30 protein-coding genes are annotated in these 24,466 nt (G+C 68.2%); 18 read left to right on the forward strand and 12 right to left on the reverse strand.

Annotation, left to right across the window (positions count from 1 at the left end; translation table 11 throughout):
* Window positions 1–102 precede the first annotated feature (102 nt).
* A complete protein-coding gene (locus BHE97_RS06000) occupies window positions 103–726 on the forward strand; it encodes a GyrI-like domain-containing protein (RefSeq protein WP_236757546.1) in 624 nt (207 codons plus the stop codon).
* 50 nt (window positions 727–776) lie between these two features.
* Here BHE97_RS06000 and BHE97_RS06005 read toward each other — a convergent pair whose 3' ends face one another.
* The 7 genes from BHE97_RS06005 to BHE97_RS06035 all read right to left on the reverse strand — a co-directional run bounded on the left by BHE97_RS06005 (window position 777) and on the right by BHE97_RS06035 (window position 4,951).
* On the reverse strand, window positions 777–1,148 hold the full coding sequence (locus BHE97_RS06005; protein ID WP_087623259.1) for a DUF4186 domain-containing protein: 372 nt from the start codon (window positions 1,146–1,148) through the stop codon (window positions 777–779).
* Window positions 1,148–1,540, reverse strand: coding sequence for a TraR/DksA family transcriptional regulator (locus tag BHE97_RS06010; RefSeq protein ID WP_087623129.1), 393 nt, complete (start codon window positions 1,538–1,540; stop codon window positions 1,148–1,150). Before BHE97_RS06010 ends, BHE97_RS06005 begins: the two co-directional genes overlap by 1 nt.
* Window positions 1,541–1,579: 39 nt before the next feature.
* Window positions 1,580–2,302: a hypothetical protein gene (locus BHE97_RS06015; protein ID WP_170931294.1), complete on the reverse strand. Its 723-nt coding sequence runs from the start codon at window positions 2,300–2,302 to the stop codon at window positions 1,580–1,582.
* Between the two features lie 318 nt (window positions 2,303–2,620).
* Window positions 2,621–3,259, reverse strand: a complete 639-nt coding sequence (locus tag BHE97_RS06020; protein WP_087623130.1) for a hypothetical protein — start codon at window positions 3,257–3,259, stop codon at window positions 2,621–2,623.
* A 1-nt stretch (window position 3,260) separates the two neighbouring features.
* Complete coding sequence (locus BHE97_RS06025; protein WP_087623131.1) at window positions 3,261–3,608, reverse strand: DUF488 family protein; 348 nt, start codon at window positions 3,606–3,608, stop codon at window positions 3,261–3,263.
* A complete protein-coding gene (locus BHE97_RS06030) occupies window positions 3,608–4,357 on the reverse strand; it encodes a uracil-DNA glycosylase (RefSeq protein ID WP_087623132.1) in 750 nt (249 codons plus the stop codon). Before BHE97_RS06030 ends, BHE97_RS06025 begins: the two co-directional genes overlap by 1 nt.
* A gap of 126 nt (window positions 4,358–4,483) precedes the next feature.
* Window positions 4,484–4,951, reverse strand: coding sequence for an SRPBCC domain-containing protein (locus tag BHE97_RS06035; protein ID WP_087623133.1), 468 nt, complete (start codon window positions 4,949–4,951; stop codon window positions 4,484–4,486).
* 16 nt (window positions 4,952–4,967) lie between these two features.
* Here BHE97_RS06035 and BHE97_RS06040 point away from each other — a divergent pair, with 16 nt between their 5' ends.
* The 3 genes from BHE97_RS06040 to crcB are packed head-to-tail and all read left to right on the forward strand — an operon-like array spanning window position 4,968 to window position 6,118.
* Entirely contained in the window at window positions 4,968–5,300 is a 333-nt protein-coding gene (locus tag BHE97_RS06040) for a metalloregulator ArsR/SmtB family transcription factor (protein WP_087623134.1), read from the forward strand.
* 3 nt (window positions 5,301–5,303) lie between these two features.
* The gene (locus BHE97_RS06045) at window positions 5,304–5,750 is read left to right on the forward strand and encodes a CrcB family protein (RefSeq protein WP_087623135.1); all 447 of its coding nucleotides are present in this window, start codon (window positions 5,304–5,306) and stop codon (window positions 5,748–5,750) included.
* On the forward strand, window positions 5,747–6,118 hold the full coding sequence (gene crcB, locus BHE97_RS06050; RefSeq protein ID WP_087623136.1) for a fluoride efflux transporter CrcB: 372 nt from the start codon (window positions 5,747–5,749) through the stop codon (window positions 6,116–6,118). The genes BHE97_RS06045 and crcB overlap by 4 nt, the downstream gene beginning before the upstream one ends.
* Before the next feature lie 26 nt (window positions 6,119–6,144).
* Here the strand turns inward: crcB and BHE97_RS06055 are convergent, their stop codons facing one another.
* The 3 genes from BHE97_RS06055 to BHE97_RS06065 all read right to left on the reverse strand — a co-directional run bounded on the left by BHE97_RS06055 (window position 6,145) and on the right by BHE97_RS06065 (window position 10,024).
* Window positions 6,145–6,834 (reverse strand): sigma-70 family RNA polymerase sigma factor, encoded by a 690-nt coding sequence (locus BHE97_RS06055; RefSeq protein WP_087623137.1) that lies wholly within the window; start codon window positions 6,832–6,834, stop codon window positions 6,145–6,147.
* A gap of 176 nt (window positions 6,835–7,010) precedes the next feature.
* Window positions 7,011–9,170 carry a catalase gene (locus tag BHE97_RS06060; protein ID WP_087623138.1) on the reverse strand — a complete coding sequence of 720 codons (2,160 nt, stop codon included), beginning with the start codon at window positions 9,168–9,170 and terminating at the stop codon, window positions 7,011–7,013.
* A 134-nt stretch (window positions 9,171–9,304) separates the two neighbouring features.
* Window positions 9,305–10,024: a GAF and ANTAR domain-containing protein gene (locus BHE97_RS06065; protein WP_087623139.1), complete on the reverse strand. Its 720-nt coding sequence runs from the start codon at window positions 10,022–10,024 to the stop codon at window positions 9,305–9,307.
* Window positions 10,025–10,161: 137 nt separating this feature from the next.
* Between BHE97_RS06065 and BHE97_RS06070 the strand changes: the two genes are divergently transcribed.
* The 5 genes from BHE97_RS06070 to putP all read left to right on the forward strand — a co-directional run bounded on the left by BHE97_RS06070 (window position 10,162) and on the right by putP (window position 15,962).
* Complete coding sequence (locus tag BHE97_RS06070; RefSeq protein ID WP_087623140.1) at window positions 10,162–10,851, forward strand: GAF and ANTAR domain-containing protein; 690 nt, start codon at window positions 10,162–10,164, stop codon at window positions 10,849–10,851.
* A gap of 67 nt (window positions 10,852–10,918) precedes the next feature.
* Complete coding sequence (locus BHE97_RS06075) at window positions 10,919–11,542, forward strand: class I SAM-dependent methyltransferase (protein ID WP_087623141.1); 624 nt, start codon at window positions 10,919–10,921, stop codon at window positions 11,540–11,542.
* 107 nt (window positions 11,543–11,649) lie between these two features.
* On the forward strand, window positions 11,650–12,684 hold the full coding sequence (locus tag BHE97_RS06080) for a diiron oxygenase (protein WP_087623142.1): 1,035 nt from the start codon (window positions 11,650–11,652) through the stop codon (window positions 12,682–12,684).
* 4 nt (window positions 12,685–12,688) lie between these two features.
* Window positions 12,689–14,395 (forward strand): FAD-dependent oxidoreductase, encoded by a 1,707-nt coding sequence (locus BHE97_RS06085; RefSeq protein WP_087623143.1) that lies wholly within the window; start codon window positions 12,689–12,691, stop codon window positions 14,393–14,395.
* A gap of 70 nt (window positions 14,396–14,465) precedes the next feature.
* A complete protein-coding gene (gene putP, locus BHE97_RS06090) occupies window positions 14,466–15,962 on the forward strand; it encodes a sodium/proline symporter PutP (RefSeq protein ID WP_087623144.1) in 1,497 nt (498 codons plus the stop codon).
* A 6-nt stretch (window positions 15,963–15,968) separates the two neighbouring features.
* On the opposite strand, the gene BHE97_RS06095 is transcribed toward putP, so the two are convergent.
* Window positions 15,969–16,337, reverse strand: a complete 369-nt coding sequence (locus BHE97_RS06095; RefSeq protein ID WP_087623145.1) for an RNA-binding S4 domain-containing protein — start codon at window positions 16,335–16,337, stop codon at window positions 15,969–15,971.
* Between the two features lie 28 nt (window positions 16,338–16,365).
* Here BHE97_RS06095 and BHE97_RS06100 point away from each other — a divergent pair, with 28 nt between their 5' ends.
* Complete coding sequence (locus BHE97_RS06100; RefSeq protein WP_087623146.1) at window positions 16,366–16,599, forward strand: RNA-binding S4 domain-containing protein; 234 nt, start codon at window positions 16,366–16,368, stop codon at window positions 16,597–16,599.
* Window positions 16,600–16,698: 99 nt separating this feature from the next.
* Here BHE97_RS06100 and BHE97_RS06105 read toward each other — a convergent pair whose 3' ends face one another.
* On the reverse strand, window positions 16,699–17,121 hold the full coding sequence (locus BHE97_RS06105; protein ID WP_087623147.1) for a hypothetical protein: 423 nt from the start codon (window positions 17,119–17,121) through the stop codon (window positions 16,699–16,701).
* 145 nt (window positions 17,122–17,266) lie between these two features.
* Here BHE97_RS06105 and BHE97_RS06110 point away from each other — a divergent pair, with 145 nt between their 5' ends.
* From BHE97_RS06110 to BHE97_RS06145, 8 genes are all read left to right on the forward strand, one after another.
* Window positions 17,267–18,091: a pseudouridine synthase gene (locus BHE97_RS06110; RefSeq protein WP_201791337.1), complete on the forward strand. Its 825-nt coding sequence runs from the start codon at window positions 17,267–17,269 to the stop codon at window positions 18,089–18,091.
* A gap of 116 nt (window positions 18,092–18,207) precedes the next feature.
* Window positions 18,208–18,630 (forward strand): YciI family protein, encoded by a 423-nt coding sequence (locus BHE97_RS06115; RefSeq protein ID WP_087623149.1) that lies wholly within the window; start codon window positions 18,208–18,210, stop codon window positions 18,628–18,630.
* The gene (locus BHE97_RS06120; RefSeq protein WP_201791332.1) at window positions 18,627–19,886 is read left to right on the forward strand and encodes an RNA polymerase sigma factor; all 1,260 of its coding nucleotides are present in this window, start codon (window positions 18,627–18,629) and stop codon (window positions 19,884–19,886) included. The genes BHE97_RS06115 and BHE97_RS06120 overlap by 4 nt, the downstream gene beginning before the upstream one ends.
* 178 nt (window positions 19,887–20,064) lie before the next feature.
* Window positions 20,065–20,691 carry a methyltransferase domain-containing protein gene (locus BHE97_RS06125; RefSeq protein ID WP_087623151.1) on the forward strand — a complete coding sequence of 209 codons (627 nt, stop codon included), beginning with the start codon at window positions 20,065–20,067 and terminating at the stop codon, window positions 20,689–20,691.
* Between the two features lie 51 nt (window positions 20,692–20,742).
* Entirely contained in the window at window positions 20,743–21,054 is a 312-nt protein-coding gene (locus BHE97_RS06130) for an MTH1187 family thiamine-binding protein (protein WP_087623152.1), read from the forward strand.
* Window positions 21,047–21,814, forward strand: coding sequence for an inositol monophosphatase (locus tag BHE97_RS06135; RefSeq protein WP_087623153.1), 768 nt, complete (start codon window positions 21,047–21,049; stop codon window positions 21,812–21,814). The genes BHE97_RS06130 and BHE97_RS06135 overlap by 8 nt, the downstream gene beginning before the upstream one ends.
* Window positions 21,815–21,949: 135 nt before the next feature.
* Window positions 21,950–23,779 carry a phosphoenolpyruvate carboxykinase (GTP) gene (locus BHE97_RS06140; RefSeq protein WP_087623154.1) on the forward strand — a complete coding sequence of 610 codons (1,830 nt, stop codon included), beginning with the start codon at window positions 21,950–21,952 and terminating at the stop codon, window positions 23,777–23,779.
* Window positions 23,780–24,015: 236 nt separating this feature from the next.
* A complete protein-coding gene (locus tag BHE97_RS06145; RefSeq protein ID WP_087623155.1) occupies window positions 24,016–24,420 on the forward strand; it encodes an NUDIX domain-containing protein in 405 nt (134 codons plus the stop codon).
* Window positions 24,421–24,466: the final 46 nt, after the last annotated feature.

Here is a 24,466-nt window from a genome sequence, read left to right on the forward strand (position 1 = left end):
CTGGCCAGGCGCCGGTAGGAGGTTCCTGACGGCCATGATCACGTACTCGATGGACATGTCCCTCGACGAGGTCCACCTCGGCTATCCGGTGGCGCGCAAGTCGTGACAGCGGAGAAGACGGACTTCAAGAAGACCCTCGACGCCTACCGGGCACCGCGAGGCCGCTTCGAGATCGTCGACATCCCCGCGATGCGGTTCCTCATGGTCGACGGTCACGGCGACCCCAATACCTCGCCGGCCTATGCCGATGCGCTCGCGGCCCTCTATCCCGTCGCCTACACGCTCAAGTTCGCCAGCAAGCGGGAACTCGGACGCGACTACGTCGTCCCCCCGCTCGAGGGACTCTGGTGGGCCGACGACATGGATGTGTTCACCACATCTCGCGACAAGTCCCGCTGGGACTGGACCATGATGCTGATGGTGCCCGACTGGTTGGACGAGAAGCAGGTAGAGACCGCCATGCGACACGCGGGTGCGAGGAAGGGATTTGCTCGCTTGGACGATCTTCGTCTCGGCTCGCTGCACGAGGGATGCTGCGTCCAGACGCTCCACATCGGATCCTTCGACGATGAAGGTCCGGTCCTCGCCCGGTTGCACGACGAGTTCATCCCCGCCCACGACCTCCGGATGGACGGCAAGCATCACGAGATCTACCTCAGCGATCCTCGCCGGACGGCCCCGGACAAGCTGCGCACGATCCTGCGCCAACCGGTCACCATCGCCTGAAGAACCGGCTCGCTCCGTGGCGTGCGCGCGCAGCCGTCACCTCGCGTTGATCAAGGCGGAGGTCCGCCGGACGAGTACTGGCCCGCGATCCACCGGCAGATCGCCTCCACGACATAGTCCTTCTCTGCCTCGTCGAGGGCCCGACCTGCGGGGATGCCGTGCCAGCGAGCGAGACAGGTGCGACAGCAGGTCGCGGTCGCGTGCTGTGCCACGAACACCGGGTGACCGCGATATGGCGTCTGACGTCCGTCGTTGCGCGGTTCAGCCGGGGCGAGCCGGCGCTGGATCAGATCCTGCGCGTGCCGGCGGACCGTGACGATCCCGCGCAGGTCGACCACGGCCCGGTCCCGCCCGTACAGCCGGAAGCGCGCACGGAACCGCTGCCGGCCGATCCGGTGCAATCGAGCGTCCAGCTCATCCATCAGCGGGCCGCTCGGGTCGCGCAACCGATACACCGGCGTGCGGCCGGCTGTGCCCGCAGCCGCTCGTGAGCGATGGGTTCGCCGCAGTCCTCACATCGCCCGTAGTCGCCCTTGCCGAGCCGGCTCAGCGCGGCGTCGATCTCGGCGAGATGGGCCGAGGCCGAGGCGAGCAGCGCACTCGCCTGCGAGCGCTCGAAGGCGATCGTCGAGCCCTCGGGATCGTGCTCGTCGTCGTTGGCGCCGAGCTGTGTCGTCTCGACGATCGACGTGACATCGCGGCCGAGCGCGGCCATCCGACGCACCGTGCGCTCGCGGTCGGCGCTGAGCAGCCGTTCCAGCTCAGCGAGGTCGTCGGGCGAGAATGCCCGATCATTCTCATGTGCCGGTGTCATCGGTCTCACCTCCTCGCCGGCGATGATGTGGCGTGACTGTCATGGCTGCGGCAACGCATCATCATCCCTCCCGGGTACCAGTCGCCGGCCTTGCCAGGTGCCGTGCTCGGACACGGGGCGGAAGCGCATGAAGGCCGACTCGTGATGGAACTCCCGACGTCGCTGCTCGGCCATCGCGACCGCGTGGGCCGGGGCTCCCGCGACTCGTGGATCGCGGCCGTGCACCATGTCCATCATCTCGTGGACCGTGCGCCAGATCGAGAAGGTCGAGAAGGTATGCGGCGGCCGGAAGGCAGCGGTCGAGAACGTGGTCGCCGGGTGAGCGGCCACCAGCCGCTCGACCGGTCGTCCCCAGCGGAGGAAGCGCGGCAGCTCCGGCAGTCTGAGCCGGGCCAGCGTGACCGCGACGATCGGCTCATCGGGCTGCCAGTCCCCGGCCCGCTGCGGCAACGGTGCGAGTGCCGCCACCTCGCCGTAGCGACGCAGATACTCCAGCCGGACATGCCACCCGCCGGCCAGCCGCCCGCCGAGTGGATGGCGTGCGAGGAACTCCTCGAGGGCGGCCTCATCGTCCCACGCGCAGAACATCGCGAGGCGGCGCAGCTGCATCCGGTCGGGCGACACGATCGGCGATCCGAGGCGCATCATCGCCAGCGGCTCTGCATGCCGCAGACCTCGGACCTCGCCGCGCCGCACTGGCCTGGCGAGCGCCCGGGCGGTCACCCGGACGGGCAGCTCGGCCAGGTGGAAGGAGTGCAGCACGCTCCCATTCAAGCAGCGTCCGGCGCCCTGGGGTGTTTCCTGCTGGGGCCCGAGGCCTCACGTGGCTGGGTGACGTCCCAGGCCCAGTGGTGCCGACACATACGCGGGATGTGCTTTCGTGGTTGTCATAGCGACCACGGATGCACATCCTGCGTGCGCAGGTGACGGAGAATGTGCGTCTGCGGTTGTCCCAGCAACCGTGAAAGCACATCCTTCGGGGCTACAGGCGGTTCATGGCGCGCTACGACGACGATGTCGCGCGCCGGATCGAGGAGTTCGAGGGCCGAGCTACGTAGACGGGTGCTCGGCGCCAGTGGGTCAGGCGCGAGGTACGAGCGTGCGCAGACGAGCCATCATCCGCCAGGTCATCACCGCGCTCACGACACTCATGAACCCACCGCCGAACCGGTCGGCACGGCGATGGGCGGCGTACCGCTCGCGCAGGTGCAACCGCGTCGTGGGGCGACCGCCGAGTCCTTCGGGCGACGAGAGGCAGAAGGCCCAGGTCATGTCGAAGTCCGCGTTGCCGGGGGCATCGCCACCCTGTGACGTCACGACCAGGTGGCGGCCCGGCTCGACGGACGCCACGCGCAATGCCACGCGCGGATGCAGCCGGAAAGGATCGCCGACGTGCAACTTCTGCCATTCGGGGTGAACGCGCTCAGACCCCGTGATGCGACACCCGACCAGGTTCTCCAGCAGTTCGAAGGAGTAGAAGCCGGCCTTGTCCTGGCCCAGCTGGGCGATCCACGGCCACACCGCCTCGGGGGCGGCATCGATGGTGCAGGCACGGTCGGCCTGCACCACCGGGCCGACGAGGAGCTCGTCGCCGGGACGTCGATCCGTGACTTCCTTGAGACTCGCCCCGAGTCGTCGGTGCCGGCCTCGGACGACGAAGACTCCAACGGCCGCGATGGCGGTCGTGGCGGCCATCATCCAGGGACCAGGAGCCTTCATCTCATTCCTCCGTCAGCAGCCGCTGAAGCACCGCGGCGTGGCTGATCGCGACACTCTTCGCCGCGGTCAGCAGGGTGAGAGAGCCGGAGTCGGAATAACGACGCAGCTCATCGACGGCCTCGGGATGGTCGTCCAGCTCGGTGCGATAGCGCTCGGCGAATTGCTCGAAGCGATCCGGATCGTGGCCGTACCACCGGCGCAGCTCGCTCGAGGGCGCGATGTCCTTGCACCACGAGTCGAGATGTGCGCGTTCCTTACTGATGCCGCGGGGCCAGAGACGGTCGACGAGGACACGGGCCCCGTCCGTGGGGTGGGGTTCCTCGTAGATCCGCCGGATCCGCACCCTCATCAGGGCTCACCCGTCGATCCGGCCAGCCGGCGGGCGAGCGCGAGGACCTCCTCGAGCATCGCGGGCGTGAGTCGTCCGGTGAAGGTGTTCTGCTGGCTGACGTGGAAGCACCCGAGGATCGTCAGCGTCCGTCCGTCAGGGTGCGCGAGATCGACGATCGCGCCGTGGGTGAAGCGGGGTCGCGGACGCGGCACGTTCCACCCGGCCTGGCCGAGCACCCCGAACAGCGCCTGCCAGCCGAACCCGCCGAGCACCACTGCGACCTCGAGGGTGGAGGACATCAGTTCGAGCTCACGGGTCAGGAACGGCGCGCAGGTGCGGCGTTCGGCCGGCGTCGGTTTGTTGTCCGGGGGCGCGCAGTGCACCGGCGAGGTCACCCGCGCATCGATGAGACGCAGTCCGTCATCGATGCTCTCGGCATGGGCCTGATTGGCCAGTCCGACGGCATGCATGGCGGCGAACAGCACGTCGCCGCTGCGATCCCCGGTGAACATCCGGCCCGTGCGGTTGGCGCCGTGGGCCGCTGGAGCGAGGCCGACGATGAGGATCGAGGCATCCTCGGGGCCGAAACCCGGTACTGGCCGTCCCCAGTACTCCTGATCGCGGAAGGCCGCGCGCTTCTCGTGTGCCACCTTCTCCCGCCAGGCGACCAAGCGCGGACACGCGTGACATGACGAGATCAGGGTCGCCAGCGAGTCGAGATCGCGGGTCCGGGCGGCGCGCTCCGGCGCCCTGGTGAGATCGGCCATCGCTCCCACCCTAGATGGGTGGGCGGGGAAACGGCGTGTGGTGAGGGACCCGACGCAGCTTTTGCCGGGTTAGGGTCTCTCGCGGGGGAGAGGGGCCGTAACCCGGCAGAAGCTGGACCCTGAGTGTCAGGCGTAGAAACCCTCGCGCAGGTTGATGCCGTGCTCGAGCCATGCCTTGAGTGCGGTGAGCATCCCGGTCCAGCCCTGGCAGTTGCCCATGGCCGCGCCGAGTCCTTGGGGAGTGGCGGTCCACGAGGACTCGGTGATCGTCACGAGGGTGCGGGTGTCGCCGTCGATGGGTTCGAGCTCGAACACGACGGTGGTGGTGCCGGAGGCCGAGACGGCTGCCTCGTTGTCCCAGCTGATGACGATGCGTCGAGGCGGTGTCGCCTCCACGACGCGTACTGGGAAGGTGCCGGGGAAATCAGCGAATTCCCACGTCACCGTGACATCGGATTCGAGGCGGCCGCGGGCTCCGGCCGTCGTGAAGTACTGCGAGAGCTGGGCGGGGTCGGCGATCGCTTCGTAGACCTCGGCGCAGGGGCGGGCGACGCGCCCGGACACCGTGAAAGCGATCTCATCGAGTTCAGACATGTTGTAAAATTACAACATGTCCGAGATGGATACCAGTGCCGATGAGGATGATCGGGTGTTCAAGGCGCTCGCCTCGGCGACCCGGCGACGCATGCTCGATGTCCTGCGCGCCTCGTCGTGCACCACGGGGGAGTTGTGCGCACAGTTCCCGGAGTTGAACCGCACCACCGTGCTGCAGCACCTCCGCGTCCTCGAGGAGGCGTCGCTGGTCACCGGGCGCAGGGTGGGCCGCGAGCGGCACCTGGCGCTCGCCCCGCTGCCCATCCGGCGCATCCACGACCGGTGGATCGGTGACTATGCTCGGGCGGCGGTCGATCTGCTCGACCGCCTTGACCGAGAGGGAAGCTGAGACATGAGCGGTATCGACCCGGATCTGCCTACCGATCGGCCGGCGTACCGGTCGCCCTGGTCGATAGCTCTGGTGCTCGTGGGGGGAACGATGGGGACAGCCTGTCGTGAGGCCCTCAGTCTGGCCTTCCCGCCGATCGACGGCGTGCCCGTGACGATTCTGCTGGTCAACATCGCGGGAGCCTTCCTGCTCGGGGTCCTCCTGGCCGGACTCGTCACTCGTGGGCCCGATATCGGTCGTCGTCGCGCTCTGCGGTTGCTCGCGGGAACCGGGTTCCTGGGCGGATTCACGACCTACAGCGCTCTTGCGGCCGACACCGTCTTGTTGGCCGACGGCGGTGCTCTCGGTACGGCATCGGGCTACGCGCTTGTCACCCTCCTGGCGGGGGCGGTCGCGACCTGGACCGGCGTCGCCGCCGGCATGGTCCGCCGGGCGGGGGGTGGGCGATGACGATCTTGGGCTTCCTGTCGGTCGCGTTCGCGGGCGGCCTCGGCGCTGTCTGCCGGTTGCTGTTGGACGGCATAATCCAGGAGAGGAACTCCGGGCGCTTCCCCTGGGGCACTGTCACGATCAACGTCACCGGCTCATTCGCCCTGGGGTGCGTCGTGGGCGTTGCTGCCGGCGCGCCTCTGCCCGGCTCGTTCGCCTTCGTGGCGGGTACGGGATTCCTCGGCGGATACACGACCTTCTCGACCGCCAGCTACGAGACGGTCGATCTGCTGCGCGAGGGGCGCTGGTGCGCCGGAGCCGCCAACGGGCTCGGTGTCCTCGTGCTCGCGGTCCTCGCCGCGGCGGCCGGCTTCTGGATCACGCGCTGACGACTCGTCGACTCCGCTAGCCATCGTCAGGCCGCCGCGACCTCCAGGCGACCACGCAGTTCGGCGACCAGTCGGCGCAGCCGACGGCACACCTGCATCTGGCTGCAGCCGATACGGATGGCGATCTCGCGCTGGCTGAGCTCGTCGTAAAAGCGCATCCGCAGCAGCTCGCGATCGCTGTCCTCGAGGTCCCGGAGCACGCTGCGCAGCTCCAAGGTCTCCTCGACGCGTTCGAACTCGCTGTCTTCCGTGCCGATCTGTTCGATCACCTGCTCGCCGTCGGGAGTCGTGGGGGCGGTGGGGGCGAAGCAATGGTGCAGCGACGCGGCACGTCGGACCTCGTCGATCGGCTCGCCGAGTCGCTCGGCCAGTTCGGCGATGGAGAGCTCCTCCCCGGACTCCGTCTCAGCATCCGCGCGCAGCGCGTTCAACCTCGCCTGGAGCTCCTGCAACCGTCTCGGCGGGCGGATGGTCCACCCCGAATCGCGGAAGTGGTGCTTGATCTCCCCATGGATGGTCGCCGTCGCGAAAGGCGCGAAGGCTCCATGCTCGGCGTCATAGCGCTGCGCAGCCCGAACCAGTCCGGTCAGCGCAACCTGTTCGAGGTCAGCGAGCTCGACCCCGCGCTGGCGATAGCGGCGCGCTAGGGTCAACGCGAGGTTGTGATGGGTACGGACGAGAGTGTCCAGGTCGTCACGGTGGTTCAGGGTGGGCATAGCGCTCCTTGGAACGCGATCGGCAGGCCGCTTTCTGACCTGCTCCTCACTCTGCCCCGGTTCGCAGTCCGCGGCAACCGCTCTCAGCGAGATCTCAGTCAGCACGGAGGCGGAGGAGCCGTGCCGCGGTCTCCCGGTCCGCGCCAGCGACCGGGAGACCCCGCTTCGTGTGGGTGTCAGATCCCGAGGACACGATCCCAGCAACGATGCCCCGAGAGAAGCTCCACCATCGACGAGACGACCCGATCGGTGCCCCCGAAGATCACGCCGATCTCATCCACCGGCACATGACAATGCTCGGCGACCCGCTCGCCGTCCTCACCCCAGAAGGCCAGCGCCTTGGCGTGTCGGTGTGCTTCGGCGATCATCACCTGCGCCGAGGAGGTCGCTGGGCCGTCGAGGCGCTCGATACCGCTACCGACCATCACGGCGTCGAACTCGATCGAGCGCGCTGCCGTCAGCGGACGCTCGGCCGCGACGGTGCCATCGGCGCACGCCACCTCGCCGGCGCGTGCCGACAAGACGGCCGCGACGATGCCCTGCGCCTCCAGGCCCGCCACGATGGCGGCCGCGCCCGTGGACTCCTCGGTCACCAGCACCGCCACACGCCGGCCCGTCACGGGCCAGGTGCCCCCGACCTGGGAAAGTGCGGGACTGCTTTCGACGGGCCCCTCGTCCTCACCGGGGTCCGCGGAGGGGGCGGGGAGGCCGAGGCGCTGCGCCACTTCCTCGCACAGCCGTCGGTCGATGCGCGCCAGTTGGGCGAGCTGCCGCTCGCGGATCGTCGGCTCGTAGACCTTGGAGAGTTCGAAGGCATAGGCATCGATCGTGTGCTGCTGCTCGATGGCCGACAGGCTTCTCCAGAACAGTCGCGGCTGGCTGAAGTGATCGTCGAAGGACGCTGGGGCCTCGCGGGTCTTGGTGGTCTGGGGGAGCGGCATCGGGGTGTCGATGAACCCGCTCTCGCCGGCTAGGAAGGGACATCCTCCGTCGAGGGAGTTCGGCCGGTAGGGCGCGACCCCCTCATGGACCGCCTGCTGGTGGAAGCCGTCGCGCAACATGTCGTTGACCGGCGCGTGCGGCCGGTTGATCGGGATCTGGGCGAAGTTGGGACCTCCCAGGCGGGTGAGCTGCGTGTCCAGATAGGAGAACAGCCGACCCTGCAGCAGCGGATCGTCGGTGGCGTCGATGCCGCGGACGAAGTGGCCCGCGTGGAAGGCCACCTGCTCGGTCTCTGCGAAGTAGTTGCTCGGATTGCGGGTGAGGATCAGCTCGCCGATCGGGTGGACCGGTGCGAGCTCCTCGGGCACGATCTTGGTCGGATCGAGCAGGTCGATGCCCTCGAAGGTCTGATCGCCGCCATCCTCGAAGAGTTGCACGCCGAGGGTCCACCGGGGATAGGCGCCCGCTTCGATCGCATCGGCGAGATCGCGACGATGCAGGTCGGGGTCGACTCCAGCGGCGATCTGCGCCTCCTCCCAGACGAGCGAGTGCACGCCGTTCTCGGGTTTCCAGTGGAACTTGGCGAGGGTTGTGCTCCCGTCCTCGGCCACGAGGCGGAAGGTGTGCACCCCGAAGCCCTCCATCATGCGATAGGAACGGGGGATGCCTCGGTCGGACATGTTCCAGATCGTGTGGTGTTGCGCCTCGGTGTGCAGGGAGACGAAGTCCCAGAAGGTGTCGTGGGCGGACTGGGCCTGCGGGATCTCTCGATCCGGGTGCGGCTTGCCCGCATGGATGACATCGGGGAACTTGATCGCGTCCTGGATGAAGAAGACCGGGATGTTGTTGCCGACGAGATCGAAGTTGCCCTCCTCGGTATAGAACTTGACCGCGAAGCCACGCGTGTCCCGTACGGTGTCGGCCGATCCCCGTGAGCCCAGCACGGTCGAGAAGCGCACGAAGACCGGAGTCTCCTGCTCCGGCTGCAGGAATTGCGCACAGCAGAAGGACGAGGCCCGGCCGAAGGAGCGGAAGACCCCGTGCGCGGCGGCGCCGCGGGCATGGACCACGCGCTCAGGGATCCGCTCGTGATCGAAGTGCATGACCTTCTCGCGCAGGTGGTGGTCCTGCAGGAGGGCCGGCCCGCGTTCGCCGGCCTTGAGCGAGTGGTCGGTCTCGCGGAGGGGCACGCCTTGCGCCGTCGTGAGCCGGTCGCCCTGTTGCGCGCGGGCATTCGGGTCCGCCGCGACCGGGTGGCCGGTCGCGGTGACGGTGTCGGGAGTCGTCTGGTCGGGCTTGGGGTACGGTGCCTCCCCGCTCGGCGAGGTCGGCTCCTCGTACGGGGGCGGTACGGCGCCGGGGGCACCCGGCGGACGCTGCGGATCGTTGCTCATGCTCGGCTCCTGTCGGGATGATGGCCAGGCCACCTGGTCGGGCTCGCCGTGCTGGTCACGGCCGTCCTCGAGCCGGCGTCCTCGGGACTCGCTGTGGTCATGGCGTGACCGTGCCCTGGACCTGGTGCTCTGAATCAGGCCGAGGGCAGCTCCTCGGCCTCGCCGTCGTCCCCGGCCGGCGTGAGCCCGTCGACCGCCCCTCCGGCCACCAGCCGACGGGCGAGATGCGTGAGCTTGATGTTCTGGTGCTGCGAGAGCCGGCTCAGGACCGCGAAGGCCGCCTCGGCGGTCAGATCGAAACGCTCCATCACGATGCCCTGCGCCTGTCCGACGACGGTCCGGGTCGTGAGCGCCCGGTCCAGGTGCTCGTGTCGCCGGACCATCGCGAAGTGGGCGGCCACGTGCTCCGACAGTGTGGCGGGAAGGCGCGCGGCGTCCTCGGGTCGGCGCGTCCAGAGCTCGAGCACGCCGATGATCGTGTCCTCATGGCGCAGAGGGAACGCCCGGACGGCACCGTGACCGTTGACCGCGGTCCAGGCGGCGGACCACCTCGGCCACCGTTCGCCGGCATCGAGGGCGCTGGCGCTGACCGTCGCCCCGGTGGCGACCGCATGGAAGGAGGGACCCTCTCGCCACTGGAGTTGGCGGTGCCATGGGGCGTCGTCCACCGTGCCCGTGGCGGCGAGATGCGAGAGCCGCATCCGGCGTCCGGTCTGGCCCAAGGCGGCGAACGTGCAGCCCTCGAGCACGTCGGCGCAGAAGAGGGCACAGTCATGTGCGAAGCCCGCCAGCTCCTGATGATGCGACCAGCGGACAACGGCGGAGGCAAGCTTCTCGGAGAAGCTGTCGTTCAACGACGCGCCTAACGTCACGACGCTCGATGGCCACGCTCTGACCGGTGCGTCGACAGGAAGATTACGCGGCTCGTAGAGTAGACAGACCAGTAGGCTGTCGTGACCTCGACAGGCCGTCGCCAGTGGAGGGGACAACGATGCGCTTCGAGGTGAGCGATCTGACCGAGCTCGTCATGGAACTGGCCGATTTCCCGGGACTGGACAAGTCGGTGGAACGGGTCACCGAGACCGCGCGGTGGCTCTTCGAGGCCGATGAGGCCGGCGTGACCGTCATCCGCGGACGACGCCTGGAGACGATCGGGCCTACCCAGCTGATCGCCCTCCGAGCCGACGAGCTGCAATACGAGCTCCGCGAGGGGCCGTGTGTGGACGCGGCCACCGAGCAGCAGCTGGTCGTCTCCGACGACCCGCAGCGCGATGACCGATGGCCTCGATGGGGACCGGCGATCGCCGGTCTCGGCATCCGCAGCGTGGTGGCCGTCGATCTGGTGACCGAGACCAGCCGATTCGGCGCGCTGAACCTCTACGGCCGCCGGCACGAGCAGTTCGCACATCTCGACCCCGATGAGCTCCGCCTCTTCGCCGACCACGTCACGGCCTCGCTCATGGCGGCGAAAGTGGTGGACTCGCTCGAGTCGGCGCTGGCCCAGCGGACCTCGATCGGTCGTGCGGAAGGCATCTTGATGGAACGCTTCTCGATCGACGCGGTCGCCGCCTTCGCGGTCCTCAAGAGGGCGTCACAGCACTCGAATGTCAAGGTCGGCGAGATCTCCCGCCTGTTGGTCGACGAAGGCGATGACAGCCGGATCCGCGGCATGGAGTCGTGAGGCCACGGCACACCTTCGTTAGCGTGGCATCACTCATGTTCGCCCCCGAGACGAAGGAGTGCCCACGGTGAACGACACCCACCCGAAGCTGGCACGGCTCTACGCATTGAAGGATGCCGACGAGGCCCGTCAGGTGTACGACGACTGGGCCGAGGAGTACGACCACGACACCGTCGGCGCTATGGGCTATGTCGCGCCGGCAATCGCCGCCGAAAAGCTCGCCGAACGCATCGAGGACGGTGTGAGCGTGCTCGACGCCGGCTGTGGAACCGGACTCGTGGGCGAGGAGGTCCGTCGTCATCGCGATGTCGTTCTCGACGGCATCGACCTGTCTCCAGGCATGCTCGAACGCGCGAGGGCGAGGGATGTCTACCGCTCGCTGGAGACCGCCGATCTCACCACACGGCTGTCGATCGACAACGACACCTACGACGCGGTCGTCTGCGTCGGGACGCTGACGGGCGGCCATGTCGGTCCGGCGGTGCTCGCGGAGTTCGCGCGGATCACGACGCCGGGCGGGGTCATCGTCGTCACCGTGCACTCCGATGTCTGGGAATCCGGCGGCTACCGGGCTGAAATCGAGCGCCTGGTCGCCCTCGGAGCGGTCACGGCCGAGATCGCCGAGCGCCCCTATCACGTCCGCGAGAAGATGAGCTGCCGCCTCTGCGTCCTCACACTCCCGAGAACGTGACAGTGCAGATGTCACATACCTATTGACAGGGTTCTCCGGGGCACGGAGGATGGTGGCAAGCGCCAGGACCCGGTCGACGACCACGACCGGGGGACGAGGAGACGGCCATGACCACCGATGCCGCCGATCGAGCACTGCTCGACCAGATCGACTGGGACGCCCCGGAGATCCCGGAGGGGCTCTCCACGGCCGAATACGATGAGGTGCTGCACCGCCTCTCCGTGGCCTCCGTCGAGCGTCATTTCGATGCCTTCGCCGATATCGACTGGGACCACCCCGACTTCGAGGTGCGGCACGATGATCCGCGCTGGCGGCTCCCGGAGGCCGATCCGCTGGGCGGCAGCGACTGGTACCGGGCCCAGCCCCTCGACAGACAGATCGCCATGGGACTGTGGCGGCAGTCCAATATCTTCAAGGTCGGCTGGCAGTTCGAGAGCATCCTCATCCGCGGCATCCTGCAGTACAACTTCAGCCTGCCCAATCGGTCCACGGAGTACCGGTACCTCATGCACGAGGCCACCGAGGAATGCCACCACATCCAGATGTTCCAGGAGGCGGTGAACCGGGTCGGCATCGATGTCTCGGGCATGCCGCGCTGGATCCGCGCCGTGAGTCCGTTCCTGCCGCTCGTGGCCCACCGGATGCCGGTCATCTTCTTCGTCGGCGTGCTCGCCGGGGAGGAGCCCATCGATCACCTGCAGAAGGCCGTGCTGCGCAGCCGTCGAGAGATCCACCCGGTGATGGGCCGGATCATGGAGATCCATGTCGCCGAGGAGGCCCGGCACATTTCCTTCGCGCACGAATTCGTCAAGAGACATGCTCCACGGTTGAACCCGGTCTCGCGGTTCCTCGTGTCGCTGATGTTCCCCGTCATCATGCGGATCCTCGGCGACGCGATCCTGCTGCCGCCCAAGGAGTTCCAGCGGCGCTTCGATGTCCCCGAGGGACTCATCGACGAGCTGTACTGGAAGTCCGACGCGTCCGAGCGGTTCCTGGGCGACACCTTCGCCGATGTGCGCATGCTGGCCGAGGAGTCAGGGCTCATGAATCCGGTGAGCCGCCGCGTATGGAAGCGGCTGCGGATGCTCGGCCGGCGTCCATCGCGTTTCCGCAGCGAGCCGCCGACAGCCTTCGCCGGGTGACCCCATGACCCATGTCGTCACCCGGTCCTGCTGCGGCGACGCCTCATGCGTCTACGCGTGCCCGGTGAACTGCATCCATCCCACCCCCGACGAGCCGGGCTTCGCGACAGCGGAGATGCTCTACATCGACCCTGCCTCGTGTGTCGACTGCGGGGCCTGCGTGAGTGCCTGCCCGGTCGGTGCGATCAAGCATCACACCAAGCTCACCGATGCCGAGCTGCCCTTCGTGGCGATCAACGAGATGTTCCATGCCGAGCCGGCCCCACGCCCCCCGCAGGCCAGGACGCCGGTGTACGAACGGCTGCGCACCGGCGGGGCGACACTGCGCGTAGCCATCGTCGGAGCCGGACCGGCCGGTCTGTACGCCGCGGACGAGCTGCTCCGCCACGATGACGTCCAGGTGACCGTGGTCGACCGGCTCCCGACGCCGCACGGACTGGTCCGATCGGGGGTCGCACCGGACCACCCCGACACCAAGGCCGTCTCGGCCCTTTTCGCCAAGATCGAGGAGCTGCCCGGTTTCGCCTACAGCCTGGGCGTGGACGTCGGCACGGATGTCAGCCACGAGGATCTCCTCCGCCACGTTGACGCCGTGATCTACGCGACGGGCGCCTCCGATGACACGCGTCTCGGCGTTCCGGGAGAGGAGCTTCCCGGAAGCCACCCCGCCACAAGCCTCGTCGGGTGGATCAACGGTCATCCTTCTCACGCCGATGCCTCCTTCGACCTGTCCGCCGAACGGGTCGTGATCATCGGCAACGGCAATGTCGCGCTGGACATCGCGCGGATTCTGGCGACCGACCCCGAGCGGCTCACCGGCACCGATATCTCCGATCAGGCGCTGCGGGCGCTGCGCGGCTCGCGCGTGCGCGAGATCGTCATCGTGGCCAGACGCGGGGCAGCCCAAGCCGCGTGCACGCTCCCGGAGCTGACCAGCCTCTCGCGACGCGACGACCTGACCGTGCTGGTCGAGGGCGATCTGCACCTGGACGAGGGGACGCAGCGGGCTCGCCGGGACGGCACCATCGATCCACTCCTCGACCACAAGATCAGCCTTCTCGAATCATTGGCGGACCGTTCCGCCCCCGATGACGATCGCCCCCGGATCGTCTTCCGCTTCGGTCTCTCGCCGTGGGAGATCGAGGGAGCGCGACGTGTCGAGGGGGTGCGGTTGGGCGTCAACACTCTCCGCGTGATCGACGGCCGCGTGACCGCCGAGCCGACTGAGGAGGCGATCACGATCGACACCTCGCTCGTGCTGCGCTCGGTCGGCTATCGCGGCGTGCCGCTGCGCGACCTCCCCTTCGACCCCGCCACGGGCACCGTCCCGCATGAGGACGGACGGGTTCGACAGAGTGACCCGGCGTCCCCGCCGGTCTATGTCACCGGGTGGATCAAGCGCGGACCCTCGGGATATATCGGCACGAATAAGACGGATGCCCAGGAGACGATCGCCAGTCTGGTGGCCGATGTGAACATCGGCCGAGTGCCACTGGGATCGGCGACCCGCGAGCCCCTCGACTCCTTCCTGACCCGGACCCTCCCAGGTGTCGTCGACCTCGCCACCTGGCGCGCGGTGGAGCGCTTCGAACGGGTCCGTGGGGCAGCCGCTCGGCGTTCTCGCCGCAAGGTCGTCGATCCGGAGCTGATCGCCGCGGTGGCCGAGCGCGTGAGCCGTCCCGGCGGGCGTCCGATGCGTCCGCAGGTGTGACAGCGGTGAGATCGCATCAGCCGGTGTGATCACGGTAGGGTGACGCCCACGCTCGAGAAAGGCCGCGGTCATGTCCGATCAGACCTGGGAGATCATCGCCCTGGGCATCTACTTCGCCCTGATGCTCGCCATCGGTTTCTACGCCTACCGGCGGACCAGCGATCACGAGGACTACATGCTGGCCGGGCGCAACCTGCCTCCTTGGGCAGCAGCGCTCAGCGCCGGCGCCTCGGACATGTCCGGATGGCTCATGATGGGCCTTCCCGGGGCGATCTACGTCGCCGGCCTCATCGAGGCGTGGATCGCCATCGGGCTCACCATCGGCGCCTATCTCAACTGGCTGATCGTCGCGCCGCGACTGCGGGCCTACACCGAGGTCTCCCGGAACTCGATCACCATCCCGAGCTTCCTGGAGAACCGGCTGCGTGACACCACGCGGCTCCTGCGCATCGCCGCCGGGCTCGTGATCCTGGTGTTCTTCACCTTCTACGTCTCCTCGGGCATGGTCGCCGGAGGGGTGTTCTTCGAGAGCTCGTTCGGCTCGACCTATCTGCTCGGCATGGCCCTCGTCGCAGGGGTCACGCTGATCTACACCCTGTTCGGCGGATTCCTCGGTGCCTCGCTCACCGATGTGGTCCAAGGGCTGATGATGATGGTGGCCCTTCTCATCGTCCCCGTCATGGCGATCATCGCGGTCGGCGGACCGGGTGAGGCGTGGTCGATGGTGCGCGAACTGGAACCCGGCCACCTGTCCTTCGTCGGGGGCGGTGCGTTGACGGGTGCCGCGGTCGTGAGCATCATCTCGGCTCTCGGCTGGGGCCTCGGATACTTCGGTCAGCCGCACATCATCGTGCGCTTCATGGCACTGCCGAATCCCTCCGGCGCGCGAAGCGCCCGCCGGATCGGCATCACGTGGATGATCCTGTCCCTCCTCGGGGCGGTGACCGGCGGTCTCGTGGGCGTCGCCTACTTCGCGCAGTCCGATGTGGACCTCGGCGATCCCGAGACGGTCATGCTGACCATGTCACAGATCCTGCTGCACCCGGTCGTCGCCGGATTCGTCCTGGCCGCGGTACTGGCAGCCGTGATGAGCACAGTCTCCAGTCAGCTGCTGGTGTGCTCCTCGGCCCTGGTCGAGGACCTGTACAAGGTCGTGGCCAAGCGGCCGCCGGCTCCGGCCGCCCTCGTGCTCCTCGGCCGGAGCGGGGTCCTCGTCGTCGCGGTGCTCGCCGCCTTCCTCGCCCTGGACCCGAATGGCACGATCCTCGAGCTGGTCTCCTTCGCCTGGGCCGGCTTCGGTGCCTCCTTCGGCCCCATCATCCTGCTGAGCCTCTTCTGGCGACGGCTCACCAACTGGGGCGCTCTCGCAGGCCTCATTGCCGGGGCGGTGACCGTCTTCGCCTGGAATGCCTGGGGCACGGAGCTGTACGAGATCATCCCCGGCTTCATCGCCAATGTCGTGGTCGCGGTGATCGTGAGCCTGGCCACCTACCAGCGCGATGAGGAGATCGAGGAGGAGTTCGATCGCGCGGCCGGTCTCGCCAAGGTGCGCGCCGACACCGCCTGAACTACCTCAGCGACCGCGGAAGCGGTCGAGCTTGCGGCGCTCCTTCTTGGTCGGGCGTCCGGTCCCCGGGTCGCGGCGGGGCATCGCCAGTCGCCATTCGCGGGGCTCCGGCGCCGGCGAGTGGTCCTCGTAGCACTCGCGCGCGGGGGTGGCACCCACGCGCTTCGTCAGCAACCGCGTGACCACCACCACGCGTTCACCTGATGGTGCCGTCGCCTCCACCCGGTCACCGACCGCGACCGGCTGAGCCGGCTTGGCCCGCTTGCCGTTGACGTGGACCTTGCCGCCCTTGCAGGCCGTGGCCGCGGCCGAGCGGCTCGGGAACAGTCGCACGGCCCAGACCCACACGTCGGTGCGTACGGTGCTGGGATCCATGGGCCGAGGATAGGGCACAGTAGAAGCCATGGCCGAGAGCGAAGACATCCCGATCACGTCCGACGTCATCCGGCTGGGTCAGCTGCTGAAGTTCGCGGGCGTCGCCGAGTCCGGCTCGCATGCGGCGGCGATCATCGCCGATGGGGAGGTGCGGGTCAACGGTGAGCCGGAGACCCGCCGCGGCCGGCAGCTGATCCCCGGCGATGTGGTCGCGATCGGCACGCCCGCAGGCACGCACGAGCTGCGGGTGGTCGCAGAGTGACGACGGTCGCTCGCCGGAGTGGACGTTCAACTTCATGGTCCACCGATGGGGTCGACCAGCTACCTCCGCCGCGACGGAAGGGTTGACGACGTACCGCCTTCAGGTGAGGCGCCCGCGCCAGGACTCGGCATCGGGGACGACGAAGGCGGCGGCATCGCCCATGCCCTGCGCGTCCCAGGTCACCACCAGCAACGGCCGGGACGCCGCCCGGCCCATGAAGCTCGTGTCCACCGAGACCGAGGTGATCTCGGCGCGCGGTACCCGTACCTCGCGCTGAGGAGCGATCTGCACGAAGATCAGGCCGTCATCGCTCAGGCCGAGTGTGCCGGGCCCCGGACGCTGGTGTCGTCGCTCCGAGGCGAGACCGAACAGCGTCGCGGCGGTCGACTCAGTCACACCGGCGGCGGCGAGCGCCCGCCGATGCCTCCGGCGCATCCGCGTCACGCGCAGTGCGCCGCCTATCATCAGCGCCACGACCACCAGCCCGAGTGTGGCGAGCACGTATAGCACGACGTCCAGCATGGTCACATCCTGCCGCATCCCTCAGGGCAGCCCGTACGATGCCGGGGTGCCACCTCGTTCCCCATTGCCGCCGCGACACGGTTTGGACGCCGCCTGGCTCCGCACACCTGATCGTGATCGCACCGCGCCTGCGCCGTGGACGACGATGGGGGACTGGCTGAGGAGCCGCCTCCCGGACCATGTAGATGCCGTGGGCATGCTCCGCGACCAGCGTTTCGTCTATGACAGCGGCCGGCCCGTGGTCGGCGGCGATCCCTATCTGCCGCATACCTTCGTATGGTTCCATCGCGACCTGCGTGAGGAGACGCCGGTGCCGGGCGCTCTGCCGATCCTGTACCACGACCAGCGGATCGTGGTGGTCGACAAACCGCCCTTCCTGGCGACGATCCCTCGAGGTCGGCACATCCGTCAGAGCGTCGTGGTGAGGCTACGAGCCTCACTCGGGCTGCCGGAGCTGACACCCGCGCATCGCCTGGACCGCATCACCTCCGGTGTGCTGGTGCTCGTCACGGAACGACGGTGGCGGGGCGCCTACCAGTCGCTATTCCAGCAACGTCGCGTCGAGAAGGTATATCGCGCACTCGCCCCCGTGGACGATACGCTCACCCTGCCTCGGACGGTCCGCAACCACATCCACAAGGTCCGAGGCGAGTGGCGGGCGAAGGTCGTCGGCGGCGCACCGGTCAATGCGGAGACCGATATCGAACTGGAGGCGCGACACGGTGGGCACGGCGTCTACCGGCTCGTCCCGCGCACCGGACGTACACACCAGCTGCGATTGCATCTCGCCGGACTCGGCGTGCCCATCGTCGACGACCCGCTGTATCCCGAGATCACCCGCACTGACCCCGATGACTTCACCCGCCCCCTGCAGCTGCTCGCCAGCGAGCTGCGCTTCGCGGACCCCGTCGACGGCGTCCCGCGCTGCTTCGCCAGCGCTCGGCGACTGCCGTTGCCGCCCGAACAGTAGAGCTTCGCGCGCGGATCTGAGAGAGTTTCTCGCGCGATGTCGATCCTGGGCCGCGCCGTTCGACGTCTGGATAGAGGGCGCTGGGAGGCAGCGCCCCGGATGAAGGGTTGGACCCGATGAAGTACATGCTGATCATGCGTTCGAGCGATGAGGCGATTGCCGCGTCCGACGAGATGGACTTCGAAGAGATCATCAATCAGATGGGGCGCTACAACGAGGAGATGATGAACGCCGGAGTCCTCGTCGCAGGTGAGGGCCTCACCGATGCGAGCGAGGGCTTCGTGGTCGACTTCTCCGCCGAGGCCCCGATCGTCTCCGACGGCCCTTATGGCGAGACCCACGAGTTGTTCAACGGGTTCTGGATCCTGCAGGTCGCCAGCCGTGAGGAGGCGGTCGAATGGGCTACGCGGGCACCCCTCGGCGCGGGTGTGAAGCTGGAGGTACGCCGAGTCACCGACGAGACCGATTTTGCCGACTACGCCGATAACGAGTACGTCCAGAAGGAGGAGGGCTGGCGCGAGCAGCTCGGCACGCAGTGAGCGATCAGCAGGCCGGCGGCGGGAGCGACGACCTCCGCCGCGCCCTCGACGCGATCTGGCGCATCGAGGGCGCCCAGGTCGTCGCCACCCTCGCCCGGATGGTGGGCGATGTCGGCCTGGCCGAGGACCTTGCGCAGGATGCGCTCACCGAGGCGCTCGCGCAGTGGCCGGCGGGTGGCGTTCCGCGGAATCCGGGGGCCTGGCTCACCGCGGTCGCCAAGCGCCGCGCGATCGACGGGTGGCGGCGGCGCGAACGGCTGGACGAACGTTACCGCGATATCGGCCGCGATCTGAGCGAGACGGTGGAGCACGACTGGAAGCCCATCCGCGATGACGTGCTCAAGCTCGTCTTCGCCGCCTGCCACCCGGTGTTGAGCCGGGACGCCCGGGTCGTGCTGACTTTGCGCGTCGTAGCCGGCTTGTCGAGCGAGGAGATCGCCCGGCTGTTGCTCGTACCGGTCTCGACGGTCCAGCAGCGCGTGGTCCGGGCCAAGCGTTCGCTCGCCGCGGCGCGGGTGCCCTTCGAGATCCCGGATCCGGGGGAGTGGCCCGAACGGCTGAGCGCGGTGACGTCGGTGGTGTATCTGATGTTCACCGAGGGCTACGCGGCGAGCTCCGGTGAGAAATGGGTTCGTCGCGATATCGCCGGTGAGGCGCTGCGGCTCGGACGGATCCTCGTCTCGCTGGTGCCGCGCGAGCCCGAGGTCCAGGCCCTGGTCGCGTTGATGGAACTGCAGACATCGCGGTTTGCTGCCCGCCGCGGAGCCGACGGCACACCGGTGCTCCTGGAGGATCAGGATCGGACCCGCTGGAATCGGGGTCATATCGACCGGGGTCTACGCGCCCTGGCGCACTCCGACGCTCTCGGCCGGGGCCGGGGCCCGTACGCGCTGCAGGCGGCTATCGCGGCCTGCCATGCGCGCGCATCGAGCACCGACACGACTGACTGGCACGAAATCGTCGCGCTCTACGAGGCGCTGGAGCAGCTGACGGGCAATCCGGTGGTGACGGTGAACCGCGCCGTCGCCGTGGCGATGGCGAGTGGCCCTCTCGTGGGCCTGCGGCTCCTCGACGAGGCGGATCTCACGGTTCTGCGGTCCTCCTATCTGGTGCCGAGCGTGCGCGGCGAGCTGTTGCTGCGAGCGGGTCGCAGAGACGAGGCCGGCGCGGAACTGCGTCGGGCCGTCGAGCTGCTGCCAGACGGGCCCCAACGCCGCGTGATCGAGGCCAAGATCGCCGCACTGGACCCCTCGTGACGCTCCCGCGTCCCAAGGCGGTGACCTACGCACGTTTCGACGGCGTGAGCGGTGGGTTATGCACCTTTCGACGCGCTCGAGGCGTGCTCTGCTCACCGCTCTTTGGGTTGAGGTCGCGACGACGGGTGCATAACTCACCGCTCCCGGCCTGAGCCGGGGGCAGTGCCAGACTGGTGACATGAGCGACGAGGTGCGGGACTTCTGGGACCAGCGGTACGGCGAGCGGGAGCAGTCCTGGTCGGGGCGCCCGAATGCCGCCCTCGTCGACGTGGTCGAGGACATGCCACCGGGGCGGGCCCTCGATCTCGGGGCTGGCGAAGGTGGCGACGCGATCTGGCTGGCGCGACAGGGCTGGCAGGTCACCGCTGTGGACATCTCCCAGGTCGCCCTGGACCGCGCAGCGCGGGCTGCCGACGATGCGGGGATCGATACCGACCGCATCGACTGGGTCAGCGCCGATCTCGCTGTCTGGAAGCCTGCTGGACAAGTCGACCTGATCGCGGCCTGCTTCTTCCAGTCCCCGGTTGAGCTCCCTCGTGATGAGGTGCTGCGCCAGCTCACCGGCAGCATTGCACCGGGTGGACATCTTCTCGTGGTGTCCCATGCCTCGCCGCCGCCCTGGGCTAGGGACCATGACTGGCACGGCCCGGCTCTGCGCCGTGCGGAGGAGGAGGTCACCGCACTCGACCTGCCGTCCCGGGACTGGGAGGTCCTGGTCGCGGAGAACCGTCCGCGCGCCGTCACCGGTCCGGACGGGCAGGAGGCGACGATCGACGATGCCGTGGTCCTGTTCGGGCGTCGCTGAGCGCATCCGACCCGGTAGGACCCGGCTGGACCGGCGTGCTTCGATGGAGACATGCTCGTCGCCTTCAGCATCTCTCCCATGACCCCGGACGATTCCGGCAGCGTCTCGGTGGCCGTCGCGGAGGCGGTTCGCATCGTCCGCGCCTCAGGTCTCCCACACGAGACCAACGCGATGTTCACCAATCTCGAGGGGGACTGGGACGAGGTGATGGCCGTCGTCAAGTCCTGTGTCGACGCCCTCACCGAGAAGCACCCACGGGTGAGCCTGGTCCTGAAGGCCGATATCCGGCCCGGGCACGACGGTCAGCTGACGGCCAAGGTCGAGCGGATCGAGCAGCAGCTGACGGGGCACGCGGATGACTGACGACGCGCGGCTGGCGGCCTCGCTCGTCAGCGAGGCGGCGGGTCTCGCCGCCCGCATGCGTTCGGAGAGTGATCTGCGCATCATGCAGAAGACCTCGATCTCGGACATCGTCACCTCCGCCGACACAGCGGCCGAACGTCATATGGTGGAGACTCTGGCCGGCGCACGCCCCGAGGACGGGATCCTGGGGGAGGAGGGTGCGGCCGCTGAGGGCACGAGCGGGCGCCGGTGGATCATCGACCCGGTCGATGGCACCTATAACTTCGCCTCCGGCTCAGACTACTGGTGCTCGGCCATCGCCCTCGTCGACGGCGACGAGCTCGTGCTCGGGGCGGTGGCGCACGCGTCGACCGGAGATGTCTACGTCGGCGGCCCGAAACGCCCCACCACCGTGAACGGGCTGCCCGCCGGCCCGATTCCCGATCTCCCGCTCGCGGGCATCAGCGCCGCCACCTATCTGCATCCTCCGCGGCTGCGCGAACCGGAGATCGCGGACGCCTTCATGCGCGCCGCGTCCCTACCGGCCACCCTGCGCATGCTGGGATCGGGTTCGATGGACCTCGTCGGCGTCGCCACCGGCCTGCTCGGCTGCTGGTTTCAGCACAGCGTCCCGACCTGGGACTGGCTGCCCGGAGCGGCACTGGTCGCCGGGGTCGGTGGAGCGACCCGACAGTTCGATGTGGGACCGGTCACATGGTCCGTCGCGGGACCTCCTACGGCCGTCGATGAGGTCGTGGCAGCGCTCGACTCCCAGGCCTGAGTACTCTCCGTCACATCCGGCCGTCTGGCGACCCCGGGGGTCGGGTAGTGTGCCCACCAAGTAGAACGCCGATCACAGTCGAGACTGGAGCGACTGGGGCGGTGGGTGTTCGTACGAGAGGACAGAGACAAGCCGATGGTCGATGTGGACAAGGTCCTGGACGAAGCCGGTCTGACGAACCCGCACGTGCGCGAGTACGTGAAGGAGTGGGCGGCGGTCACGACGCCCGATCGGATCGAGGTCGTCAGCGCCGCCGATGATGCGCGGCTGGTCGCCGAAGCCCTGGAATCGGGCGAGTTCAAGCCGGCGGGAGAGGGTCTGTACTACTCGCAGTCCTATTACAAGGACACAGCGCGCTCCGAGGAGCGCACGATCGTCGCGACGAACGATCCGGCGGACAAGGGCATCTACAACAACTGGCGTCCGGCGAGCGAGATGAAGCCCAAGCTCATCGAGCTGATGACCGGTGCCTCAGCGGGCAAGACGATGTACGTGATCCCGTACCTCATGTCGCCCAAGGGCTCCCCGCTGGCGAAGTTCGCCGCGGGCGTCGAGCTGACCGACAACCGGTCGGTCGTCATGCAGATGATCCGCATGGCCCGCGTGGGAGCGGAGTACATCAACGACCTGGGCGACTCATTCGTGCGGGCCGTGCACGTCACGGGCGACCTGCCGAACCTCGGCCAGGGCACCCCGGACGACAAGCGCTACTTCGTGACGGTCGCCGACGAGCGCACGATCCTGCACTTCGGCTCGTCCTATGGCGGCAACGCGCTACTCGGCAAGATCGCCCATGGTCTGCGCCAGGGCTCCTATGACGGCTGGAAGAACGGCTTCCTCGTCGAGCAGTTCATGCTGTTGGGCATCACCGACAAGGAGACCGGCGAGAAGTACAATATCTGTGGCGGCTTCCCGAGCGCCTCGGGCAAGACGAATCTTGCGATGACGTTGGCCCCCGACGCGCTGGGCGACCGGTACTACGTCGAGTTCTACGGCGACGACATCGCCTGGCTGTGGATCGGCGAGGACGGCAAGCTCTACGGGATGAACCCGGAGAACGGTGTCTTCGGCGTGGCCAAGGACACCAACGAGGCGACCAACCCCACGGCGCTGGACTCGATCCGGCCCGGTAGCGGCGCGATCTTCACGAATGTGGCCTACAACGTCAAGACCCAGGAGGTCTGGTGGGAGGGCAAGACGAAGAACCCTCCGGCCGATCTCGACGGCTGGCACGACTGGAAGGGTGAGGCGATCGCCGATCGCACGCCTGAGCAGGCTGACGAGCCGTGGGCGCACCCGAACAGCCGCTTCACCACGACGATGGCCAATGTGCCGAATGTCGCCAAGGACTACGAGGACCCGAAGGGCGTCGAGATCCACGGCATCATCTTCGGTGGTCGTACACGTGACCGTGAGCCGCTGATCCGCGCGATCGATGATGTCGCCGAGGGCGTCTACGACGGTCTGACATTGGGCGCCGAGGCCACCTTCGCGGCCGACGGCCTGGACGGTCAGTTGCGCTACGACCCGATGTCGATGCGGCCGTTCATGTCCTACCCGGAGGCCGACTACGCCGCTCACTGGCTTGAGGTCATCGGCCGGGCCAGCGAGAAGCCGGTCTTCGCCCACGTCAACTGGTTCCAGCGCGATGCCGAGGACGGCCACTTCCTGTGGCCCGGTTACCGCGAGAACCTGCGGGCGCTGCTGTGGCTCATGCAGTACAAGAACGGCCAGGTCGAGGGCCGTCGTACCGCTGTCGGCGTCCTGCCGACCGAGGAGGAACTGAACCTCGAAGGCCTGGACCTCCCGCAGGAGGATCTGGACCGCATCCTGACGATCGACGTCGATCGTTGGCGTCAGGAGATGGGCTTCCGCGAGGAGCACCTCAACCAGTTCGAGGGTCTGCCGGAGGAGATCTGGGAGGCCCATCGCCGGGTCGCCAAGGCGCTCGACGACGAGGCCTGAGCTGCCTGACGAAGGGCCGGGGACGCGCAGCGATGCCCGTCCCCGGCCCTTCGCGGGTTCCCCCGGCCCCGGACCGTGGCTCAGCGTCCACACGGCGGGGCGAACTGCAGCCAGCTCATCTCTGCCCCGTGATGACGGAGGATGTGCTTCTGTGGTTGTGATGGCGACCGCGGAAGCACATCGTCCGGGGGGCTCCCACGTGTCATGACCGTGAGCGGTGATGGGATGCTCGGGGGGTGGAGCAGCGCGTTGTACGAGTCGCAGCGGCGATCATCCTCGACGATCAGGACCGGGTGCTCACCGTCCGCAAGCGCGGCACGTCGATGTTCATGCAACCCGGTGGCAAGCCGGAGCCGGGGGAGACGGCCTTGGACACGATCCGACGCGAGCTGGCCGAGGAGCTGTCCCTCGAGCTGGCACCCGATGAGCTGACCTATGTCGGGCGCTTCGTCGCTGAGGCGGCCAACGAGCCAGACCATCAGGTCGAGGCGGAGGCATTCCTCGTGGATGTCCGGGGACCCGAGGTCGTCATCGCCGCCGAGATCGAGGAGCTGCGCTGGATCGAGCCGGCCGACCTCGAGCGCCTCCCGATCGCCCCGCTCAGCACCGACCACCTGCTTCCGCTCGCCTGGCCCACCTGACCGTACAGGTCCGACTTTTGCCGGGTTGTGGCCCTTTTCGAGGGCG

It is taken from the genome of Aeromicrobium sp. PE09-221 (assembly GCF_002174305.1).
GTDB lineage: Bacteria > Actinomycetota > Actinomycetes > Propionibacteriales > Nocardioidaceae > Aeromicrobium.

What these genes read in the sequence shown, in the direction of transcription:
- BHE97_RS06005 (WP_087623259.1), bottom strand. Translation starts at nt 1,148, where the DNA reads ATGGATGAGCTGGACGCTCGATTGCACCGGATCGGCCGGCAGCGGTTC.
- BHE97_RS06010 (WP_087623129.1), bottom strand. Translation starts at nt 1,540, where the DNA reads ATGACACCGGCACATGAGAATGATCGGGCATTCTCGCCCGACGACCTC.
- BHE97_RS06020 (WP_087623130.1), bottom strand. Translation starts at nt 3,259, where the DNA reads ATGAAGGCTCCTGGTCCCTGGATGATGGCCGCCACGACCGCCATCGCG.
- BHE97_RS06025 (WP_087623131.1), bottom strand. Translation starts at nt 3,608, where the DNA reads ATGAGGGTGCGGATCCGGCGGATCTACGAGGAACCCCACCCCACGGAC.
- BHE97_RS06030 (WP_087623132.1), bottom strand. Translation starts at nt 4,357, where the DNA reads ATGGCCGATCTCACCAGGGCGCCGGAGCGCGCCGCCCGGACCCGCGAT.
- BHE97_RS06035 (WP_087623133.1), bottom strand. Translation starts at nt 4,951, where the DNA reads ATGTCTGAACTCGATGAGATCGCTTTCACGGTGTCCGGGCGCGTCGCC.
- BHE97_RS06040 (WP_087623134.1), top strand. Translation starts at nt 4,968, where the DNA reads ATGTCCGAGATGGATACCAGTGCCGATGAGGATGATCGGGTGTTCAAG.
- BHE97_RS06045 (WP_087623135.1), top strand. Translation starts at nt 5,304, where the DNA reads ATGAGCGGTATCGACCCGGATCTGCCTACCGATCGGCCGGCGTACCGG.
- crcB (WP_087623136.1), top strand. Translation starts at nt 5,747, where the DNA reads ATGACGATCTTGGGCTTCCTGTCGGTCGCGTTCGCGGGCGGCCTCGGC.
- BHE97_RS06055 (WP_087623137.1), bottom strand. Translation starts at nt 6,834, where the DNA reads ATGCCCACCCTGAACCACCGTGACGACCTGGACACTCTCGTCCGTACC.
- BHE97_RS06060 (WP_087623138.1), bottom strand. Translation starts at nt 9,170, where the DNA reads ATGAGCAACGATCCGCAGCGTCCGCCGGGTGCCCCCGGCGCCGTACCG.
- BHE97_RS06070 (WP_087623140.1), top strand. Translation starts at nt 10,162, where the DNA reads ATGCGCTTCGAGGTGAGCGATCTGACCGAGCTCGTCATGGAACTGGCC.
- BHE97_RS06080 (WP_087623142.1), top strand. Translation starts at nt 11,650, where the DNA reads ATGACCACCGATGCCGCCGATCGAGCACTGCTCGACCAGATCGACTGG.
- BHE97_RS06085 (WP_087623143.1), top strand. Translation starts at nt 12,689, where the DNA reads ATGACCCATGTCGTCACCCGGTCCTGCTGCGGCGACGCCTCATGCGTC.
- putP (WP_087623144.1), top strand. Translation starts at nt 14,466, where the DNA reads ATGTCCGATCAGACCTGGGAGATCATCGCCCTGGGCATCTACTTCGCC.
- BHE97_RS06095 (WP_087623145.1), bottom strand. Translation starts at nt 16,337, where the DNA reads ATGGATCCCAGCACCGTACGCACCGACGTGTGGGTCTGGGCCGTGCGA.
- BHE97_RS06100 (WP_087623146.1), top strand. Translation starts at nt 16,366, where the DNA reads ATGGCCGAGAGCGAAGACATCCCGATCACGTCCGACGTCATCCGGCTG.
- BHE97_RS06105 (WP_087623147.1), bottom strand. Translation starts at nt 17,121, where the DNA reads ATGCTGGACGTCGTGCTATACGTGCTCGCCACACTCGGGCTGGTGGTC.
- BHE97_RS06110 (WP_201791337.1), top strand. Translation starts at nt 17,267, where the DNA reads ATGGGGGACTGGCTGAGGAGCCGCCTCCCGGACCATGTAGATGCCGTG.
- BHE97_RS06115 (WP_087623149.1), top strand. Translation starts at nt 18,208, where the DNA reads ATGAAGTACATGCTGATCATGCGTTCGAGCGATGAGGCGATTGCCGCG.
- BHE97_RS06125 (WP_087623151.1), top strand. Translation starts at nt 20,065, where the DNA reads ATGAGCGACGAGGTGCGGGACTTCTGGGACCAGCGGTACGGCGAGCGG.
- BHE97_RS06130 (WP_087623152.1), top strand. Translation starts at nt 20,743, where the DNA reads ATGCTCGTCGCCTTCAGCATCTCTCCCATGACCCCGGACGATTCCGGC.
- BHE97_RS06135 (WP_087623153.1), top strand. Translation starts at nt 21,047, where the DNA reads ATGACTGACGACGCGCGGCTGGCGGCCTCGCTCGTCAGCGAGGCGGCG.
- BHE97_RS06140 (WP_087623154.1), top strand. Translation starts at nt 21,950, where the DNA reads ATGGTCGATGTGGACAAGGTCCTGGACGAAGCCGGTCTGACGAACCCG.